Origin of the sequence: Streptococcus infantis, assembly GCF_047460405.1 — a bacterium.
GTDB classification, from domain to species: domain Bacteria; phylum Bacillota; class Bacilli; order Lactobacillales; family Streptococcaceae; genus Streptococcus; species Streptococcus infantis_Q.
Map to the genome: position 1 here is coordinate 12,352 of NZ_JASHGH010000020.1, position 19,065 is coordinate 31,416.

Genomic DNA, 19,065 nt, shown 5'->3' on the forward strand with positions numbered 1-19,065 from the left:
AACCTCTTTCCATTAATTTGTACGAACTGGCGTGATGAGCTGCATGAAGTCTTCATCTGTATCAGCTGGAACCAGAGTAAATGGACGAACTGCTGAAATAAAGCTGATTGTAACTTTTTCGCTATTCAAAGCTTTTAGTGCTTCAATCAAATAAGTTGGGTTGAAACTAATCGTCAAATCAGCACCACTTACATTTTCAGTATCAATTTCTTCGTTTACTTTCCCTACTTCTGGAGAATGAACATGAGCACTTACAACTCCTTCTTTGATTTCTAATTTAACAGTACCATTTTGTGTCGCACTTGATAAGAGTCGAGCACGTTCCATAGACTGGCGTAGTTTAGCAACATCAAAAGTCACTGTTGTATTGAAATCTGTTGGAATCAATCGATCGGTATCTGGATAATTTCCTTCTAAGAGACGTGTGTAGAAGCTAATATTTTCACTTCTAAAGAGAATTTGATTATTGGCGAAGAAAATCTCTACTGTTTCGATATCATCCGTAAAAACAGCTGAAAATTCACGTAGCGAACGACTTGGGATGACAACATCAAAATCATCGCTATTTTTTTCAAGTGTCAATTTCTTCTGACTGAGACGGTGAGAATCTGTCGCAACTGTTTTTAATTCTTTGTGGTTGCTTAAAACAAAGTGGACACCTGTCAAAATAGGACGGCTTTCTTGGGTACTAGCTGCAAAAGCTGTTTCATTGATAATCTTTTTAAGAAGTTTTGTTTCAAGAACTAGAGGGTTGCTTGCAGAAATTTCTTGGATACGTGGATATTGCTCACTATCTTTCCCTTTAAGAGTAATCTCTGATTTTCCACTAGTTAAGACAATTTGCTTTTGTTCAATCTCTTTAAAATCAAGTGTTACATCTGGAAGACTTGAAACAACATTGATAAAGAAAGAAGCTTCCAGTAGAACTGAACCTAAAGAGTTAATCAAGAGACCTGCATTTTCATTTTTTTGCGAGATGAAATTTTCGATTGAGATTTGACCATTTGATCCAATCAAGGTAATTCCTTCATTGGTAACATCAATTTTTACAGTTGATAAAATAGGAATTGCATTCTTTGAGCTAATAGCTCTCTTTGTTGTATTTAAGGCTTGTAAAAATAAGTTTTTATTAATTGAAAAATGAATCATGGATTCTCCTTTATTCTTTTTATTATTAGAAGGATAATAGTAATAATAGAGCGTGTGAAAACTGTGGAAAACAGATGCTAATCAAGAAAACTCAAGGAAAGAGCCTTGTTTAAAAAGTGTGGATAAATAAAGAAATTTTTCTAAAGTTATCCACAAGTTATTTAATTTTCTTTTTGATTGCTTCGATTTCTAAACGTAAATTATCATCTGTTTCAAGCATGGATTTGATTTTTCCATGGGCATGAATGACCGTTGTGTGGTCTTTGCCACCAAACTCTTTTCCAATTTTAGGAAGGCTATTATCTGTCATTTCTCTGGCTAGGTACATGGCAACTTGACGGGCTAAAACGATATTTTGAACACGTCTAGTTCCCTTCATTTCCTTGACACTAACACCATAAAAGTTTCCCACTTCTGTTTGTATTTTATCAATTGGAATCACAATCATTTTGTTAACGTCTTGTTTGCGAGCACGAATAGCCTCAGCAGCGATGTCTACTGTGATGTTGTTAATCTTTTTGACTTTGGCCATCAAGCTGATGTCGTTGAGTGCACCCTCTAGCTCTCTCACGTTCGAGTCAAATTGTCCAGCCAAATATTCGAGTGTATCATTCTGAAAATGATAATTGAGATGTTCAGTCTTACTCTGTAAAATAGCAATACGTGTTTCAAAATCAGGTGGTGTGATATCTGTCGTTAATCCCCACGAGAAGCGCGTGACCAGACGTTCAGGTAGACTTTCTAAATGTTCAGGCCTACGGTCGCTTGTTAAAACAATTTGTTTATTATTATTGTGAAGGGCATTAAAAGTATTGAAAAACTCTTCTTGAGTTTGTACTTTCTTTCCACTAAGAGATTGAATATCATCAATGAGTAGGAGATCCAAACTACGATAAGTTTTTTTGAATTTTTCCATATCATTGAGTCTCAAATGCTCTAGAAATTCATTAATGAAGCTTTCAGCAGGTATGTATTTAACACGCGCATTTGGACTCTTTTTTAGAATTTCATTACCAAGGGCATTTAGCAGGTGAGTTTTTCCAAGTCCAGGACCTCCATAGATAAATAGAGGATTATAAGTTAGTCCAGGATCTTCAGAAACTGCTAAAGCTGCGGACTTAGCCCAAACATTACCATTTCCTTGGACAAAATTATCGAAAGTATACTTTTCCTTGAGTCCAGTTTCAGAATATGGAATAGTGGAGGGAATTGTCTGATAATCGCTAATAGAATCAGGTTCTATAGCTATTTGAGAGGCAGTTTCTTCAACTTTCGTGAAGACATAATGCGCCTTTATTTCAGTATCATAGATTTCAAAACCTGCTGTTAAAAGGATTCCATTGATATTTCTTTCCCAAAATATCTGCATCTCATCTCGGGGTAAGAAAATCGTTGCAGTGGCATTTTCTACTTTAACTAGGGTGGCATCTAAGATGTAAAAATCATAAACTGATTGAGTCAACCGATCATGCGCAAGTTCTAAAATACGATTCCAAAATTGTTTTTCTTTCAATGACTTTCTCCTCCTTTACTATAAAATTTTAAAGTTTTATTGATAGAATCATTTTACCATAGATAAGATTATTTTTCCACAACTTGTGGAAAACAATTAACAATGTTTTTAGTTTTTATCCACAAGTTGTGGATAACTAAGGAGAAATCTGAAATATATGGTTTTTTAAAAAGATAAATCGGTGGATAACCATGTTAGTTAAGAATAATAAAATAACAGCCTTATTTCAGGCTGTTAATAAATTGTTGGTATTCTTCTTGGTTATGGAAGGAAATTGAGATTTTACCGCTATCTTTTTTTTGAAGGCTAATCTGAACATCTAATCCGAGTATTTTTTTCAATTTTTGCTCTTCCTCTTTGACAAAGTGGTCTTTTTCTTTTTTACTACTCTTCTTATTTTTTTGTAGTATTTGTTCAACTTGTCTAACTGAAAGATTTTCTGTTTGAATACGATGCAAGAGTGTATCTTGTCTGTCGCTTGATAATTGAATGAGGAGTCTAGCATGAGCTTGGGAAAGCTTCCCACTTCCGACTTCTGTCAGGATATGTTTAGGTAGCCCTAACAATCGAACTAGGTTTGTAATATAAGGTCGAGATTTCCCCATTTTTTCAGCAATTTCTGTGTGGGTAAAACCTTTATCAATTAAGGATTGATATGCTTTAGCTTCCTCGATAGGATTTAAATTTTCGCGTTGGAGATTTTCAATGATAGAATGAAGCATCATATCTTGATCAGAAAGTTGCTTAATAATGACTGGAACTTCTGAAAGTCCGGCAGCTATTGAAGCACGATATCGCCTTTCTCCAGCTAGGATTTCATATCCAAGTACTGGAGATTTTCTAACGATAATAGGCTGAATCAAGCCGTTTTCCTTAATAGATTGTGCCAGTTCTTGTATTTTTTCTTCTGAAAATTCCTTCCGAGGTTGATAGGGATTTTTTTGAATATCTTTTATTTGAACAATTTTAATTTCTTCCATAATTCTACATTAACACAACTTAGATATTCTGTAAAGCAACTTTACATATCTGTAAACTATTGTTCCAAATCACTAGTACTCTTATCTAATTTAATGGTAGTTGTTTCTTCCTTGCCATTACGGTAGTATGTAATGGTCATGCTATCTCCGATAGAATGACTATATAGAGCACTTTGTAATTCAGTAGTTGAAGAAATAGCTTTATCATCTACTTTTGTAATGACGTCATATTGTTGTAGATGTCCATTGGCAGGCATACTAGTTATAACAGAACGAACAACTACTCCTGCAGTGACACTTGATGGTACATTCAATCTTTGTAAATCACTGCTACTAAGATTTGAAAGGTTGACCATTTGAATGCCCAAGGCTGGTCGAGTGACTTTTCCATTCTTTTCTAATTGATTGATAATATTGATGGCATCGTTTGAAGGAATCGCAAATCCAAGTCCTTCCACAGAAGTTCCACCGTTTGTGGCTATTTTACTAGATGTAATTCCGATTACTTGTCCCTGAATATTGATTAAGGGACCGCCAGAGTTTCCAGGGTTGATGGCTGTATCTGTTTGGATAGCCTTTGTAGAGATAGCTTGTCCATCTTCAGATTTTAAAGAAACATTTCTATTTAAACTTGACACGATACCCTGTGTAACGGTATTGGCGTACTCAGAACCTAGAGGGCTTCCGATTGCAATGGCAGTCTCTCCGACTGTTAGTTGATCAGAATCTCCAAATTCAGCTACGGTAGTCACCTTATCTGCAGCAATTTTTACAACGGCAATATCTGAATAAGTATCAGAACCAACAATTTCACCTGGAACTTTAGTCCCATCTGCTAAACGAATATCAACTTTTTTAGCGCCATTAATAACGTGAGTATTGGTTACGAGGTAAGCAAAGTTACCTTCTTTTTTATAAATAACTCCAGAACCTTCACTAGATACTTGCTCAGTATTTGTATCTGTATCAGTATCTGTAGATCCAAATAAACTATTTTGGGAGTTTGCGGAGTAAGTAATGACAGATACTACAGCATCTTTAACTTTATCGACTGCCTGTGTGGTTGAGTTTTCATTTTTTACAGCTGTTTTGCTGACAGTGGTGGTATTTGTTGGATTAGTGTTTTGTTTTTGACTTAGCTGCAATGTCGTAAAAGTACCTAAAACACCACTAAAAAAGCTAATGAGAATGACTACTAAAAGTTGTCCCCATTTTTTGGAACTAGTTTTTAAGTTTTTCATAGAAGCCTCCATGTTTTTTAATCAATGAAAGTATAAAATAGCTAGCTTAATCCAAGCTTAAAAACAAAAAGTTTTTCACAACTTGTGGATAACTTTCAAAAACCTGTGAATTTATTGAAGTTTTTCAAAATCTTATCTGTGAATAAGATGTGAAATTGAGTGTGAATATGTTAGAATAGAAGAATGAAAATTAAAGTGGTAACAGTTGGAAAACTGAAAGAAAAATATCTCAAAGATGGCATAGCAGAATACTCCAAGAGAATTTCACGATTTGCTAATCTAGAAATGATTGAGTTGGCTGATGAAAAAACACCAGATCGGGCCAGCGAATCTGAAAATCAAAAGATTTTGGAGTTGGAAGGGAACCGCATTCTTGCTAAAGTAGGGGAACGTGATTTTGTAGTTGTTTTAGCTATTGAAGGAACAACTTTTTCTTCTGAAGAGTTCAGTAAGCAGCTTGAAAGAGCCTCTATTAATGGATTTTCGACAATCACTTTTATCATCGGTGGGAGTTTAGGACTATCTTCAGAGGTGAAAAAAAGAGCCAATCTCTCTGTTAGTTTTGGGAGATTGACGCTTCCTCATCAACTAATGAGATTAGTCTTAGTAGAACAAATTTATAGAGCGTTTTCGATTCAACAGGGCTCTCCCTATCATAAATAGATGATTGACTAAGCTAGCTTTTTTTGATAAGATAGATTAGTGAGGTCTCATAGCTCAGCTGGATAGAGCATTCGCCTTCTAAGCGAACGGTCGCAGGTTCGAATCCTGCTGGGATCAGTGTTAAATCGTAAGCTGGGAAAAAATCCCAGCTTTTTTTGTAAAAATTTGACATTTCAGAATAAAATTTGAGCATTTGAGAAATAATTCTCTATAGGTATCGTAGATTTTATATAATATTTTTGTAAGTTAATTTACAAGAAAAACATTATAGGAGTTTATATTATGAAAAAGAATACAGATTTTGCTCAAATGAAAGATTTCCAAGAATTGAACGAAAAAGAACTGCAGGAAATTAGAGGTGGGGAATGGAGACCTATGTATACAATAAATAATTTTCTTTTTTCAAAAAGTAAGTAAGTAAAAATAAAGGTGGGAAATAATGGATTTATTCGGATTAGTAATTGCTATTGTTTATGTTTTTATTATTAGTAAAATTCATGAATGGGTTTGTAAAGCAACTAGAAAAGACCAATATTTTTTTAGTCTTTATATCTTTCTACTACCATTAGTATTAGAAGTAACTCTCCATTTCTTGAACTTAGATAGTTTTGGTTTGTCTAAATTTTTATTTCCTTTCCTCCTATTTGGTTACTTTGTTGGATTTAAGAAGTATGAGAAATCTAAGGGAATTTTTATCAGTCTATTATTTTCTCTTTTATATAATAGTACTAATAACTTTTTATCAGTAACCTTATCATCTATTACAGGAGATGAGTTTGCATTGAAGTATAACAATTATTTTTCTCTATTTATCCTGATCTTAACTTATTTGGTTATTAAAGTTGTTGTTTCTTATTTCCATCTCGAATTTAAATATTTTGATAAAGACTATCTATATCCTTTTCTGAAAAAAGTGCTCTTTACATTTATTTTTCTACACGTTGTCTCTTTCACTTCAGATATTGTGAGTACGATTCGCCACTTAAATGGTTTTGGAAGTATTTTATCATCCATTATTTTTGTTGGCCTACTTTTGACTTTCTTTTCTATGAATTCTCACAAGGTTCAGATAGAAAAAGAGATTGAATTGGAACAAAAGAAGTTTGAGCAAAAACATTTACAAACTTACACGGATGAGATTGTTACTTTATATAATGAAATTCGTGGTTTTCGTCATGACTATACAGGAATGCTTGTCAGCTTAAGAATGGCGATCGAAAGTAAAGATTTACAAGAAATTGACAGAGTTTACAGTGAAGTTCTTGTAAAGGCGAATCAAAAATTACGTTCAGACAAGTATACCTATTTCGATTTGAACAATATTGAGGATTCAGCTCTTCGTAGTTTGATTGCTCAATCTATTGTCAATGCGAAAACGAATGATGTAGAGTACACATTAGAGGTAAAAGATATTATCACACCTTTGTCTATGGAATTGTTAGATTTGGTGCGCGTGATGAGCGTTCTGCTCAATAATGCCGTTGAGGGGGCAGTTGAAAGCTATCAAAAACAACTAGAGGTAGCTATCATCAAATTGGATCTTGAAACCCTAGTTGTTATCCAAAACTCTTGTAAAAAAAGAAAGGTAAAATCCGAAGATTTATTTGAATTAGGATTTTCAACTAAAGGAAGACATAGAGGACTTGGACTTAATAATGTTAAAGAAATTTTAGGAAAATATGACAATGTTATTTTAGAAACAGAAATTGATAATGATGTATTTAAACAAGTGATTAGATTTAAGAGGGAACTGATATGAAAGTATTAATTTTAGAAGATATTATAGAACACCAAGTAAGGTTGGAAACAACTCTGAATAAAATTTCTAAGGAAACAAATATTCCTATCTCCTATAAAACAACAGGAAAAGTGAGAGAGTTTATGGAATATGTAGAGCATGATGAAGTTAATCAGCTTTATTTTCTAGATATTGATATCAATGGGATTGAGAGAAAAGGATTTGAGGTTGCTCAATTTATTCGTCATCGCAATCCTTATGCCATTATTGTTTTTATTACAAGTCGATCTGAATTTGCTACCTTGACTTATAAATACAAAGTTTCAGCATTGGATTTCATTGATAAAGAAACCAGTGATCAAGTTTTTAAAAATAGAGTTGCCGACTGTGTGCTTTACACTAAAACTACTTTACTTGAAAACCAATCAGTCGTTGATTATTTTGATTATAGTTATAAAGGAAATGATCTTTGTATTCCTTATCATGATATTCTCTACATTGAGACAACTGGAACTTCTCATAAATTACGAATTGTAGGTAAGAATTTTGCAAAAGAATTTTATGGAACAATGACAGATATTCAAGAAAAGGATAAGGAAACCCAACGTTTTTATCTAGCTCACAAGTCATTTTTAGTCAATATCGGTAATGTGAGAGAAATTGATCGTAAAAAAATGGAAGTTGTATTTTATGAAGATCATCGTTGTCCTATCTCTCGCCTAAAAACTAAAAAATTGAGAGAACTAATGGCTAAAAACTAAAAAAAGTAATTGACAATTTTTGATAAATTGATATAATGGTTATATCTGCTACAGGTAGAGGGTCCGTTGGTTAAGAAATCGTCTTTTCATAGCGGTAACACGGGTTTGAATTCCGTACGGACTATTTAATCCGCCATAGCTCAGTTGGTAGTAGCGCATGACTGTTAATCATGATGTCGTAGGTTCGAGTCCTACTGGCGGAGTCAGATGAAAGGAACACTAATTTGATGTTCCTTTTTTTGATTCTTTATCCGATGTAATGAAGGGAGGCATACCTAACATACGGATAGATAATGATTTGTGTCCGAAAATAAAACTAAGGAAATTGTATTGCCTTAGCCTAATAAGAATAACAAAATAGGCTCCATAATATTCATAGGGGGGTGATTTCCTATAACTATTATAGAGCTTTTTTATTAATTTGTATCCCTTAACATTTTCATTAAAAAGTCTGTGATTTCTTGTGGACTTTCTTTTTTTCCGTGGGCAATCCAGGTTTGACAGACTCCAAATAGAGCATTTGTCAGGTAGACGCTACTGTATTCTAATTCTATTTCATTTAGTTTGAGTTGCATAAAACGTTTTTGAAGGTCTGTACTCAGTAGGATGTGAAGTTTATTTCTCAAGAAATTTTGAATTTCCTTGGTTCCATTTTCAGATAAAAGAGCTGCTAGAAGTGGTTCTGATTCTAAGTATTCAAATACTTCTAGAATAGCATTTCGTTTGTGATTGGCATGTTTTTGAAAGATATATTCGAAGGTATGAAATAGTTTACTTTGGTAATGTTCAATCATATCGTATTTATCTTTGTAATGAGTATAGAAACTTGAGCGGCTAATTCCAGCTTTTTGTGCTAATTTAACAGTTGTAATCTGATCGAATGGTTGTTCCATCAATAATTCTACCATGGCATTTTCGATAATACGCTTGGTTTTTAATCGTTTATTGCTTTCTTGCATGTTCCCTCCAGATGAACAATTTTAGACAATGTGTTCAAAAATACTTTTTTTATCTTGTCTTTTTAATTTTTTTATGTATAATCTATTATATCAAAAATTTAGACAAGTAGTTTAAAAAAGGAGACAATATGTTTAAAGAATGGAAAGCAATCTTTAAAAAACCGACATTTATTATTGTCATGATAGGAATTTCCTTAATTCCAGCTCTTTACAATATCATTTTCTTATCATCAATGTGGGATCCATATGGTAAACTTTCGGAGTTACCTGTAGCAATTGTTAATAAGGATCAAGCTGCTACTTATAATGATGAAAAACTCACTATTGGTGAAGACATGGTGTCTAATTTAAAAGATAGTAATAGCCTGGATTTTCATTTTGTAGATGAAGGTGAGGGAGCAAGAGGACTGCGGGATGGAGATTATTACATGGTCGTAACGTTGCCAAGTAATCTTTCTGAGAAAGCTTCTTCTATCCTTACAAATCATCCTGAACAGATGACGATTGACTATCAGACATCAAGTGGTCATAGTTTTATTGCAAGCAAGATGAGTGATTCTGCCATGACACAAATGAAACAGACAGTGGCTACTAATGTTACTCAATCTTATACTAAAGCTTTATTTAAAAAGATGGATGATTTAAAACTTGGTTTATCTCAAGCTGCAAATGCAAGTTTACAGTTGGCTGATGGTTCGAATCAGCTTTCGGATGGGAGTCAAACCTTAACGACCAATCTTCAAACCTTAGCTCAATCAAGTCTCACATTTTCTAATGGTGCTGATCAATTATCTACAGGTTTAGGAATCTATACAGCTGGTGTAAATCAGTTAAATCTTGGTCTTGGTAATTTTAATACTGGTTTAAATCAATATACCAGCGCTATTTCACAAATCGAAAATGGATTAAATCAACTGAATTCACAGACACCGGCACTGGTATCAGGATTGACTCAACTTGATTCAGGCACACAAGCCTATACAGGTGGTGTTTCTCAATTAAATTCAGGATTAAATCAATTTTCACTTGGTATTGATACTTATACAAATGGAGTTCAAAGTCTATCATCAGGTGCAAATCAGATTTCTAAACAATCAGAGACTCTACGTACAGGATTAACACAACTTAATCAAGGAATTCAAGAACTGTCTAGTCAATTAAGTTTATCAACTCAACAAAGAGATCAGATTCATCAATTAGTTTCTGGCTTGGAGCAACTGAATCATGCTATTCAAACGTCAGACACAGGAGAAATAACAGAGTTAACAAACCAGTTTTCTAGTAGTCTATCAACGATTGCAAATTCAGCACAAAGCATCGTTACTTCAAATCAATCTGAAAAAGAAACTACTTTATCAGCTATTCAATCTACGAGTGCTTATCAAAGCTTAACTCCTGACCAACAGGCAGAGATAACTTCTGTGGTTTCTAATCAATCATCTTCTACTAGTGAGTCAGCACGAACAATTTTAACTACAGTTCAAACGTTACAATCTTCTTTAGAGAATGTAAATAATCAAGCAAATAGCCTTAGTCGCTTAAAAACAAGTTCAGCGAAATTGTTGCCAACTACTACTGCTACCTTGACAAGTTTGTCAAGTGGATTAACACAGATTCGAACAGCAATTGATGGTCAGTTATTGCCAGCTAGTCAAACTCTATCTGGTATTGACAGCTATACAAAATCTGTAGACCAAGTAGCTTTAGGAGCAAGTCAGTTGAGTTCTAAAAATTCGAACTTGACAGGAAGTTTCAATAAGTTGCTACAAGGCTCTAATCAGTTGACAGAAAAATCTTCTACATTGACAGGTGCAACTGCTAAGTTAGCAGCGAATGGGCCAGAATTAGCAACAGGAATTGATAAACTTGCATCAGGTGTCAACCAAGTAAATAATAAAACATCAGATTTAACTGCTGGATTTAATCAATTACAAGCGGGTTCTCAACAATTAGCTGATAAATCAGACCAGCTAGTTTCAGGAGCAAATCAACTAGCTAATGGTTCTGAAAAAATAGCTAGTGGAGCAGATCAACTTGCTCAAGGATCTGAAATTTTACAATCAGGACTTGGAAAATTAAGTGATGGTTCAAGTCAATTAAATCAAGGTTTGACAGAGGCTGAGGGGCAATTGCAACAGGCTTCAACTGAACCAACAAATGCAGACTTACTGGCTGATCCTTTAAGTCTTTCAAAAACTGATGCGGATCAAGTAGCTGTTAATGGGATTGCCATGGCTCCGTATATGATATCAGTTGCTCTTTTTGTTGCTGCTATTTCAACTAATATGATTTTTGCTAAATTGCCTTCTGGGCGCCATCCAGAAAGTCGCTGGGCTTGGTTTAAGTCTCGCTTTGAAGTTAACGGTATCATTGCTGGTTTGGCAGGATTATTAGTTTATGGTGGGGTACATTTAATCGGACTGACTGCAGTTCACGAATTCAAAACTTTTGCTTTGATTATTTTAACTAGTCTTGCTTTCATGGCGATGGTAACAGCATTGACAACCTGGAATTCTCGCCTAGGCGCCTTCTTCTCCTTAATTTTATTACTCCTTCAATTAGCATCAAGTGCAGGAACTTATCCTTTAGCTTTGACGAATCAATTCTTTAAAACTATTAATCCATGGTTACCTATGAGTTATTCAGTTTCAGGTTTACGACAAACCATTTCTATGACAGGTAATATTCATAGTCAGATTATTTTCCTTATCTTTACAGTAATGATTTTTGTTGCTTTAGGAATGCTAGCCTATCAACCTAAAAAAGCTGAAGAAGACTAAAAACAATCGACCGATTCGGTCGATTGTTTTTTTATCTAGAATATTTTTTTCTTTGAATATCATAAAAAATAAAGACAATAATGGCTATAAGAGAACAACTTGCACCAACAACAAATCCTTTTGGTATAAAGGAAAGGGTAATAGTTCCTTCACCTTCAGGAACATCAATTTTCATAAATCCAGTTTGTGCCTGTTGAATTTGTAATTTTTTACCATTTTGATAAGCAGACCATCCTTGGTCATAAGGAATTGTGAAAAAAATTGATGTCTCATTCTTTACCTTATAATTAACAATGACTTTATTTTTATAAGAGCTCACTTCTACTGGATTTTCTTTTATTTTGCTAATTGCCTCCGTATATTTCTTAGTATCTAAGCGATAGAAAGTTGGAGATTCAAATGATACTTGAGCATTTCCTGGAAACTTAACTTGGATATCAAAAGTTTGTTTATGTTCTGCATATCCAAGATTAAAAAATGTAAAAGCATTGTCTGTGGTAAAGGATTTTTTTTCACCATTGATAATGATGTCAACTTGCTTTTTCTTATCATTTGAAAAATTTAGCTTGGTCATGGAAAGGTAAACCTGACTATTATCAGGTACTTCAATGCTGTAGCTGATAGTTGCATCTTCAGTATCAGTTCCGTTTAGATTGACCACGTTGTCACCAGAGTCTGTATGATGATTTATCGGATAAAAGTACTCTTCATTTAAGCCAGCAATTTGATTTAAAAATTGAGTTTGGTTATCAAGAGTATGGTCATTAAAAGTGACATCTTTGTAAAGAGACTGTGTAGCAAAAGCAATTGGGAGAGCGAATTGATTTTTATAAAGGGTTAGATTATCTTTTTGATAGCTTGGATGAAAACCATATTTATCTGGATAGGTTTCAGAAATATTGTAGATGATTCCAAATAGACTATCTGCAATGATAGTATTATTTGCATAACGAAGATTAAGGTTGGTACCTGAAGATTTAAAACCCAACTTATCTAACGTTGTACTTGCAGAACGATTACGAACAGATGAAAATTGTGAGATGCCATTGTAGTTAAATTTCATGCTATCGTTTCCAGTTTGAGTTTGTAACTTTTCAGTTCGTGTAAATGTATCTGGTTGCTGTTTGGTATACTCCAAAATAGCTTCCATACTTGGAATATCTTTATCATAGATACTACGAGAAGCGAATCCCCATTCTTTCGTAATTCCATTTAGTTGAGATGAAGCATTAAAACTAATCTCACTTATTGTAAATATCAAAATAAGAATTGAAAAGATTTTTAGAGAAATCAGTTTTTTAATAAGTGCTAATAATAACAGTAAGTATACCACGAAGAATTCAAGCGTTAAGAGTATATTTAGTTTAGTTAAAAAGGAATAATGATTTTTAAAATAAATGGTTGCCAGATAGCCAAATAAAAGGAAGGTCATTGAGAATAAAACATTCCATAATTTGATATCTTTAAATCTATCTAAAACTTCCGCAGATATATAAATCAAAAGAGTAGAGAAAATCCAAGCATAGCGATGAAGAAACATATTTGGCGCGTGCATTCCTTGCCAAAATAAATCTAAGGCTTCTAGATAAAAACTAGCAATGATGATAATGAGTAGAGTTGCATAGCATAGTTTCATGTGAAACTTAATTGATTTTAATGTAAAGAATACAATTGTTAAGATGAAAGGAAGGAGGCCAACAAAAATCATTGGGATAGAACCATATTTAGTCGTATCGAAAGCACCAATGAATTGTTTAGCGAATAGATCTAGATACCAACTGGCATCTGTTTTTATTTTTGTAATAGCGGTTAGTTTTTCACCATGAGTTCTTAAATCAAACAAGGTTGGGAGTGTCATGATGAAACTTGTTAAACCAGCGAGTAAGGATGTTAGGAAAAAATCAAGGAAAGAGAACTTGCGACTTTTAAAATCCCAAGAAAGTTGGCAAAAATACCAAACTACCAAAAACAGGGCAGTCATATAACCAAAATAGTAATTTTGGATAAATAATATTGACAAACTTGTAAAGTATAGAATACGTTTTTTTTCCGTTATGAGTAGATGTAAACCAGTTAAAATTAAGGGGATTAAAATAAAAACATCTAACCAGGTTTTAATCTCAAGTTGACTAACTGTAAAGCTCATTAATGCATATGAGTTAGATAGAGCTAATCGAAGTAGGGCAGGTATATTTTTGAATATTTTACTCAAGCTAAAAAAGGTTGACAGACCTATCAAGCCAAATTTCAACAAGGTTGAAAGATAGACTGCATCTGGCATGCTTGATACATCAAAAAAATAAACAAGAGGAGATAGAAAACTACCAAGGTAATAACTGGACAAGGCATAAAAATTGAGACCTAGACCACTGGTAAAAGTATAAAATAGACTATCACTCCCATGCAAAATATTACGAAGATTAAGATCAAAAATAACATATTGATGAAATCCATCCCCTAATAAAGGTGAAGTATCACTGTTCCAGTAGATACCTTGAGAAAGATAGACTCCTGACATAATTACTAGGGGAATGATGAAAGAAATAAAATAGGTCCAATAGTTTCTAAAAAATGTTTTCATGTTACCTCATAGAATGTTAGAAAACTCAGTTGGTTAATCCAACTGAGTTTTAAAGTATTATTTAGTCTTTCCAAAGTTCTTTGACTTTTGCTTGTACTTCAGCATTTTCTAAGAATTCATCATAGGTTTCATCGATACGGTCGATTACACCGTTTTTAGATAGGACAATAATGTGGTTAGCCAATGTTTGAATGAATTCATGGTCATGACTGGCGAAGATGATTGATTCTTTGAAGTTTTTCAATCCATCGTTCAAACTTGAAATAGATTCCAAATCTAAGTGATTAGTAGGATCGTCAAGTACTAGAACATTTGATTTCAAAAGCATGAGTTTCGATAGCATTACGCGCACTTTTTCTCCCCCTGACAAGACATTTACAGGTTTGTTAACCTCATCTCCAGAGAAGAGCATACGACCAAGGAAACCACGCAAGAAGGTATTGTCATCTTCTTCTTTAATTGCAAATTGACGGAGCCAGTCAAGAATAGATTCACTCCCAGCAAAATCAGCTGAATTGTCTTTTGGTAAGTAAGAGCGACTAGTTGTAACCCCCCACTTGACAGTTCCCTCATAGTCAATATCACCCATAATAGCACGAATCAATGCAGTTGTTTGAATGTCGTTTTGACCGATAAGAGCTGTCTTGTCACCTGGACGCAAGATAAAGCTGATGTTGTCAAGAATAGTTTCGCCATCAATCTTGACAGATAGATTTTCTACTGTCAAGAGATCGTTTCCGATTTCACGTTCAGCTTTAAAGTTGATAAATGGATATTTACGACTAGATGGCACAATTTCTTCAAGTTCAATCTTATCAAGCATTTTCTTACGTGATGTTGCTTGTCTTGATTTAGAAGCATTAGCAGAGAAACGAGCAACGAATTCTTGTAATTGCTTAATTTTTTCTTCTGCTTTAGCATTACGGTCTGCTAGCAATTTAGCAGCAAGCTCAGAAGATTCTTTCCAGAAGTCGTAGTTTCCGACATAGAGTTTGATTTTTCCAAAGTCAAGGTCGGCCATGTGAGTACATACTTTGTTCAAGAAGTGACGGTCATGGGATACGACAATAACAGTGTTATCAAAGTCAATCAAGAAATCTTCTAACCAAGTAATAGATTGGATATCCAAACCGTTGGTCGGCTCATCCAAAAGAAGGACATCTGGTTTACCAAATAGAGCTTTAGCAAGGAGTACTTTCACTTTGTCTCCATTTGCGAGTTCACTCATATTTTGGTAATGAAGATCTTCAGGAATATTCAAGTTTTGCAAGAGTTGTGAAGCTTCACTCTCAGCTTCCCAACCACCTAGTTCAGCAAATTCACCTTCAAGCTCAGCTGCACGAACTCCATCTTCATCAGTAAAGTCTGCCTTCATATAGATAGCATCTTTTTCTTTCATGATGTTGTATAGTTTTTCATTACCCATGATAACAACATCAATAACACGTTCATCCTCATAGTCAAAGTGATTTTGACGAAGCACAGAAAGACGTTCATCAGGTCCAAGAGAAACATGACCAGTTGTAGGTTCGATATCACCAGCTAAGATTTTTAAAAATGTTGATTTACCTGCACCGTTAGCACCAATTAAACCATATGTGTTTCCTTCTGTAAATTTGATGTTGACCTCATCAAAAAGTTTGCGATCACTAAAACGTAGTGAAACATCAGATACTGTTAGCAATTTTTTTCTCCTATTATATGTAATACTCTAATTCTACTAGAAAATCAGCAAATATTCAAATTTTTATCTGTCAATTATTTGTAAAGGATGTTTACAGATGATTTACAGTCGAGGAGTTAAAATCGTAATTATTTGATAAAAAAATTATCTGTCTTTTTATCAAAAAAATGCTATAATTGAAAGGACCATATCAAAGGAGAATAAGATGAATAAACCCATTATTTTAACAGGAGATCGTCCAACGGGGAAATTACATATTGGGCACTACGTTGGTAGCTTAAAAAATCGTGTCTTATTACAGCAAGAAGATAAATATGACATGTTTGTTTTTTTGGCTGACCAGCAAGCTTTAACTGACCATGCAAAAGATCCACAAACAATTGTAGAGTCTATTGGGAATGTTGCTTTGGACTATCTTGCAGTGGGATTGGATCCTAACAAATCAACGATTTTCATTCAAAGCCAGATTCCAGAATTGGCAGAGTTGTCTATGTATTACATGAATCTAGTGTCTTTGGCTCGTCTGGAGCGTAATCCTACTGTAAAGACAGAAATTGCTCAGAAAGGATTTGGAGAAAGTATTCCAACTGGATTTTTAGTTTATCCAATTGCTCAAGCAGCAGATATCACAGCTTTTAAGGCTAACTATGTTCCTGTAGGTACAGACCAAAAACCGATGATTGAACAAACGCGTGAGATTGTGCGTTCATTCAACCATGCCTATAATTGTGATGTTTTAGTAGAACCGGAAGGAATTTATCCTGAAAATGAAGGAGCAGGTCGCTTACCTGGTCTTGATGGAAATGCCAAAATGTCTAAATCGCTTAATAATGGTATCTACTTGTCAGATGATGCAGATACTTTGCGTAAGAAAGTAATGAGTATGTATACAGATCCAGATCACATTCGTGTTGAGGATCCAGGTAAGATTGAAGGAAATATGGTTTTCCATTACTTAGACGTATTCGGACGTCCTGAAGATGCTCAAGAAATTGCTGACATGAAAGAGCATTATCAACGTGGAGGTCTAGGTGATGTTAAGACAAAACGGTATCTACTTGAAATCCTAGACCGTGAACTTGGTCCAATCCGTGAACGTCGCCTAGAATATGCTAAAGATATGGGTGAAGTGTATAATATGTTACAAAAAGGTAGTGAAAAAGCTCGAGAAGTTGCTGGCCAAACGCTATCAGAAGTAAAATCAGCAATGGGTCTAAATTACTTTCATTAATAGATAAAATACGAACTCTAAAACTATCTCTTCTTTAAAATTAAAGGGATAGTTTTTTACATTATCTATTATCAATATAATTGACAAATTTTCATAGAATGGTATGATAGATACAATACAAAAAGCGTCAAGCTCAAAAAGAAAGAAAAGAGGAAACTTCAATGTCTAATTGGGACACTAAATTTTTGAAAAAAGGTTTTACCTTTGATGATGTATTGCTTATTCCAGCAGAGAGCCATGTGTTGCCTAATGATGCGGATTTAACAACGAAATTGGCTGATAATCTGAATTTAAATATCCCAATTATTACAGCTGCGATGGATACTGTAACAGAAAGCCAAATGGCCATTGCAATCGCGCGTGCAGGTGGTCTAGGTGTTATCCATAAAAACATGTCTATTGAACAGCAGGCAGATGAAGTTCGTAAGGTAAAACGTTCTGAAAATGGTGTTATCATTGATCCATTCTTCTTGACTCCAGAGCATACAATTGCAGAGGCAGATGAACTCATGGGACGTTACCGTATCAGTGGTGTTCCAGTGGTTGAAACTCTTGAAAATCGTAAATTGGTTGGTATTTTAACAAACCGAGACCTTCGTTTTATTTCAGATTACAATCAACCAATCTCAAATCATATGACCAGTGAGAATCTTGTTACTGCTCCTGTTGGAACAGATCTTGAAACAGCTGAGAGCATTCTTCAAGAACACCGTATTGAAAAACTTCCACTGGTTGATGAAAAAGGTCGTCTTTCTGGCTTGATCACAATCAAAGATATTGAAAAAGTAATTGAATTTCCAAATGCTGCAAAAGATGAATTTGGTCGTCTTCTTGTTGCTGGTGCGGTAGGTGTTACTTCTGATACATTTGAACGTGCTGAAGCCCTCTTTGAAGCAGGGGCTGATGCCATTGTTATCGATACTGCTCATGGTCACTCAGCGGGTGTTCTTCGTAAAATCGCTGAAATCCGTGCGCATTTCCCAGACCGTACACTGATTGCTGGGAACATCGCTACTGCTGAAGGTGCGCGTGCCCTTTATGACGCAGGAGTTGACGTTGTTAAAGTTGGTATTGGACCAGGTTCAATCTGTACAACTCGTGTTATTGCAGGTGTCGGAGTTCCACAAGTTACAGCTATCTATGATGCGGCAGCAGTTGCGCGTGAATATGGCAAAACAATCATCGCTGATGGTGGAATCAAGTATTCTGGCGATATTGTAAAAGCTCTTGCTGCTGGTGGAAATGCAGTAATGCTTGGTTCAATGTTCGCGGGAACAGATGAAGCTCCAGGTGAAACTGAAATCTTCCAAGGACGTAAGTTCAAGACATACCGCGGTATGGGCTCAATTGCTGCTATGAAGAAGGGGTCAAGCGACCGTTACTTCCAAGGTTCTGTCAATGAAGCAAACAAACTGGTTCCAGAAGGAATCGAAGGTCGTGTTGCTTATAAAGGTGCAGCAGCCGATATCGTCTTCCAAATGATTGGTGGTATTCGTTCTGGTATGGGTTACTGTGGTGCTGCTAACCTAAAAGAATTACATGACAATGCTCAGTTTATCGAAATGTCTGGTGCTGGTCTAAAAGAAAGCCATCCACACGATGTGCAAATCACAAATGAAGCACCAAACTACTCAATGTAATAAAAAAATCTCCTGTTTTGTACTGACCCCAAAAAGTTAGACAATTAATTTAAGCAAAGGATTTAGTTCTGTATTGCACAGGACTGAGTCCTTTTAGTTTTACCTTAATCCGTCTATTGTTGTAGTAATCAATATAGTCTACAAT

Annotated in this window: 15 protein-coding genes and 2 tRNA genes; 9 read left to right on the top strand and 8 right to left on the bottom strand. The window is 34.7% G+C overall.

All coding sequences use genetic code 11. The features are described 5' to 3' along the window. Positions 1-12: 12 nt before the first annotated feature. The 4 genes from dnaN to QM928_RS08885 all read right to left on the bottom strand — a co-directional run bounded on the left by dnaN (position 13) and on the right by QM928_RS08885 (position 4,883). Positions 13-1,149, bottom strand: coding sequence for a DNA polymerase III subunit beta (gene dnaN / locus QM928_RS08870; protein ID WP_049508360.1), 1,137 nt, complete (start codon positions 1,147-1,149; stop codon positions 13-15). 157 nt (positions 1,150-1,306) lie between these two features. Next, a complete protein-coding gene (dnaA, locus tag QM928_RS08875) occupies positions 1,307-2,662 on the bottom strand; it encodes a chromosomal replication initiator protein DnaA (protein WP_414295068.1) in 1,356 nt (451 codons plus the stop codon). 221 nt (positions 2,663-2,883) lie between these two features. Beyond that, the gene (locus tag QM928_RS08880; protein ID WP_414295067.1) at positions 2,884-3,642 is read right to left on the bottom strand and encodes a ParB/RepB/Spo0J family partition protein; all 759 of its coding nucleotides are present in this window, start codon (positions 3,640-3,642) and stop codon (positions 2,884-2,886) included. Between the two features lie 56 nt (positions 3,643-3,698). Beyond that, complete coding sequence (locus QM928_RS08885; protein WP_414295066.1) at positions 3,699-4,883, bottom strand: S1C family serine protease; 1,185 nt, start codon at positions 4,881-4,883, stop codon at positions 3,699-3,701. Between the two features lie 183 nt (positions 4,884-5,066). Between QM928_RS08885 and rlmH the strand changes: the two genes are divergently transcribed. The 6 genes from rlmH to QM928_RS08915 all read left to right on the top strand — a co-directional run bounded on the left by rlmH (position 5,067) and on the right by QM928_RS08915 (position 8,248). Then, positions 5,067-5,546: a 23S rRNA (pseudouridine(1915)-N(3))-methyltransferase RlmH gene (gene rlmH, locus QM928_RS08890; RefSeq protein WP_281335674.1), complete on the top strand. Its 480-nt coding sequence runs from the start codon at positions 5,067-5,069 to the stop codon at positions 5,544-5,546. A 43-nt stretch (positions 5,547-5,589) separates the two neighbouring features. After that, positions 5,590-5,663: transfer RNA gene (locus QM928_RS08895), tRNA-Arg, on the top strand. A gap of 165 nt (positions 5,664-5,828) precedes the next feature. Next, the gene (locus QM928_RS08900) at positions 5,829-5,963 is read left to right on the top strand and encodes a ComC/BlpC family leader-containing pheromone/bacteriocin (RefSeq protein ID WP_080979250.1); all 135 of its coding nucleotides are present in this window, start codon (positions 5,829-5,831) and stop codon (positions 5,961-5,963) included. A 22-nt stretch (positions 5,964-5,985) separates the two neighbouring features. Then, on the top strand, positions 5,986-7,305 hold the full coding sequence (gene comD, locus QM928_RS08905) for a competence system sensor histidine kinase ComD (RefSeq protein ID WP_414267879.1): 1,320 nt from the start codon (positions 5,986-5,988) through the stop codon (positions 7,303-7,305). After that, positions 7,302-8,045: a competence system response regulator transcription factor ComE gene (gene comE, locus QM928_RS08910; RefSeq protein WP_075231093.1), complete on the top strand. Its 744-nt coding sequence runs from the start codon at positions 7,302-7,304 to the stop codon at positions 8,043-8,045. The genes comD and comE overlap by 4 nt, the downstream gene beginning before the upstream one ends. A gap of 129 nt (positions 8,046-8,174) precedes the next feature. Next, positions 8,175-8,248, top strand: a tRNA-Asn gene (locus QM928_RS08915). A gap of 213 nt (positions 8,249-8,461) precedes the next feature. Here QM928_RS08915 and QM928_RS08920 read toward each other — a convergent pair. Next, positions 8,462-9,004 (bottom strand): TetR/AcrR family transcriptional regulator, encoded by a 543-nt coding sequence (locus QM928_RS08920; protein WP_070458211.1) that lies wholly within the window; start codon positions 9,002-9,004, stop codon positions 8,462-8,464. A gap of 128 nt (positions 9,005-9,132) precedes the next feature. On the opposite strand from QM928_RS08920, the gene QM928_RS08925 reads away from it, so the two are divergent. Beyond that, the gene (locus QM928_RS08925; RefSeq protein ID WP_414295065.1) at positions 9,133-11,784 is read left to right on the top strand and encodes a YhgE/Pip family protein; all 2,652 of its coding nucleotides are present in this window, start codon (positions 9,133-9,135) and stop codon (positions 11,782-11,784) included. 31 nt (positions 11,785-11,815) lie between these two features. Here QM928_RS08925 and QM928_RS08930 read toward each other — a convergent pair whose 3' ends face one another. Next, positions 11,816-14,365 (bottom strand): YfhO family protein, encoded by a 2,550-nt coding sequence (locus QM928_RS08930; RefSeq protein ID WP_414295064.1) that lies wholly within the window; start codon positions 14,363-14,365, stop codon positions 11,816-11,818. 61 nt (positions 14,366-14,426) lie between these two features. Further along, positions 14,427-16,049: an ATP-binding cassette domain-containing protein gene (locus QM928_RS08935; protein ID WP_414295063.1), complete on the bottom strand. Its 1,623-nt coding sequence runs from the start codon at positions 16,047-16,049 to the stop codon at positions 14,427-14,429. A gap of 205 nt (positions 16,050-16,254) precedes the next feature. Here QM928_RS08935 and trpS point away from each other — a divergent pair, with 205 nt between their 5' ends. Beyond that, complete coding sequence (gene trpS, locus QM928_RS08940; RefSeq protein WP_248035091.1) at positions 16,255-17,280, top strand: tryptophan--tRNA ligase; 1,026 nt, start codon at positions 16,255-16,257, stop codon at positions 17,278-17,280. Positions 17,281-17,441: 161 nt separating this feature from the next. Further along, a complete protein-coding gene (guaB, locus tag QM928_RS08945) occupies positions 17,442-18,920 on the top strand; it encodes an IMP dehydrogenase (protein ID WP_414295062.1) in 1,479 nt (492 codons plus the stop codon). Positions 18,921-18,969: 49 nt separating this feature from the next. Here the strand turns inward: guaB and QM928_RS08950 are convergent. Continuing rightward, positions 18,970-19,065: IS3 family transposase (locus QM928_RS08950; RefSeq protein WP_414295075.1), on the bottom strand; the 96-nt coding region annotated here is incomplete at its 5' end.

What these genes read in the sequence shown, in the direction of transcription:
- dnaN (WP_049508360.1), bottom strand. Translation starts at nt 1,149, where the DNA reads ATGATTCATTTTTCAATTAATAAAAACTTATTTTTACAAGCCTTAAAT.
- QM928_RS08880 (WP_414295067.1), bottom strand. Translation starts at nt 3,642, where the DNA reads ATGGAAGAAATTAAAATTGTTCAAATAAAAGATATTCAAAAAAATCCC.
- QM928_RS08885 (WP_414295066.1), bottom strand. Translation starts at nt 4,883, where the DNA reads ATGAAAAACTTAAAAACTAGTTCCAAAAAATGGGGACAACTTTTAGTA.
- rlmH (WP_281335674.1), top strand. Translation starts at nt 5,067, where the DNA reads ATGAAAATTAAAGTGGTAACAGTTGGAAAACTGAAAGAAAAATATCTC.
- QM928_RS08900 (WP_080979250.1), top strand. Translation starts at nt 5,829, where the DNA reads ATGAAAAAGAATACAGATTTTGCTCAAATGAAAGATTTCCAAGAATTG.
- comD (WP_414267879.1), top strand. Translation starts at nt 5,986, where the DNA reads ATGGATTTATTCGGATTAGTAATTGCTATTGTTTATGTTTTTATTATT.
- comE (WP_075231093.1), top strand. Translation starts at nt 7,302, where the DNA reads ATGAAAGTATTAATTTTAGAAGATATTATAGAACACCAAGTAAGGTTG.
- QM928_RS08920 (WP_070458211.1), bottom strand. Translation starts at nt 9,004, where the DNA reads ATGCAAGAAAGCAATAAACGATTAAAAACCAAGCGTATTATCGAAAAT.
- QM928_RS08925 (WP_414295065.1), top strand. Translation starts at nt 9,133, where the DNA reads ATGTTTAAAGAATGGAAAGCAATCTTTAAAAAACCGACATTTATTATT.
- QM928_RS08930 (WP_414295064.1), bottom strand. Translation starts at nt 14,365, where the DNA reads ATGAAAACATTTTTTAGAAACTATTGGACCTATTTTATTTCTTTCATC.
- trpS (WP_248035091.1), top strand. Translation starts at nt 16,255, where the DNA reads ATGAATAAACCCATTATTTTAACAGGAGATCGTCCAACGGGGAAATTA.
- guaB (WP_414295062.1), top strand. Translation starts at nt 17,442, where the DNA reads ATGTCTAATTGGGACACTAAATTTTTGAAAAAAGGTTTTACCTTTGAT.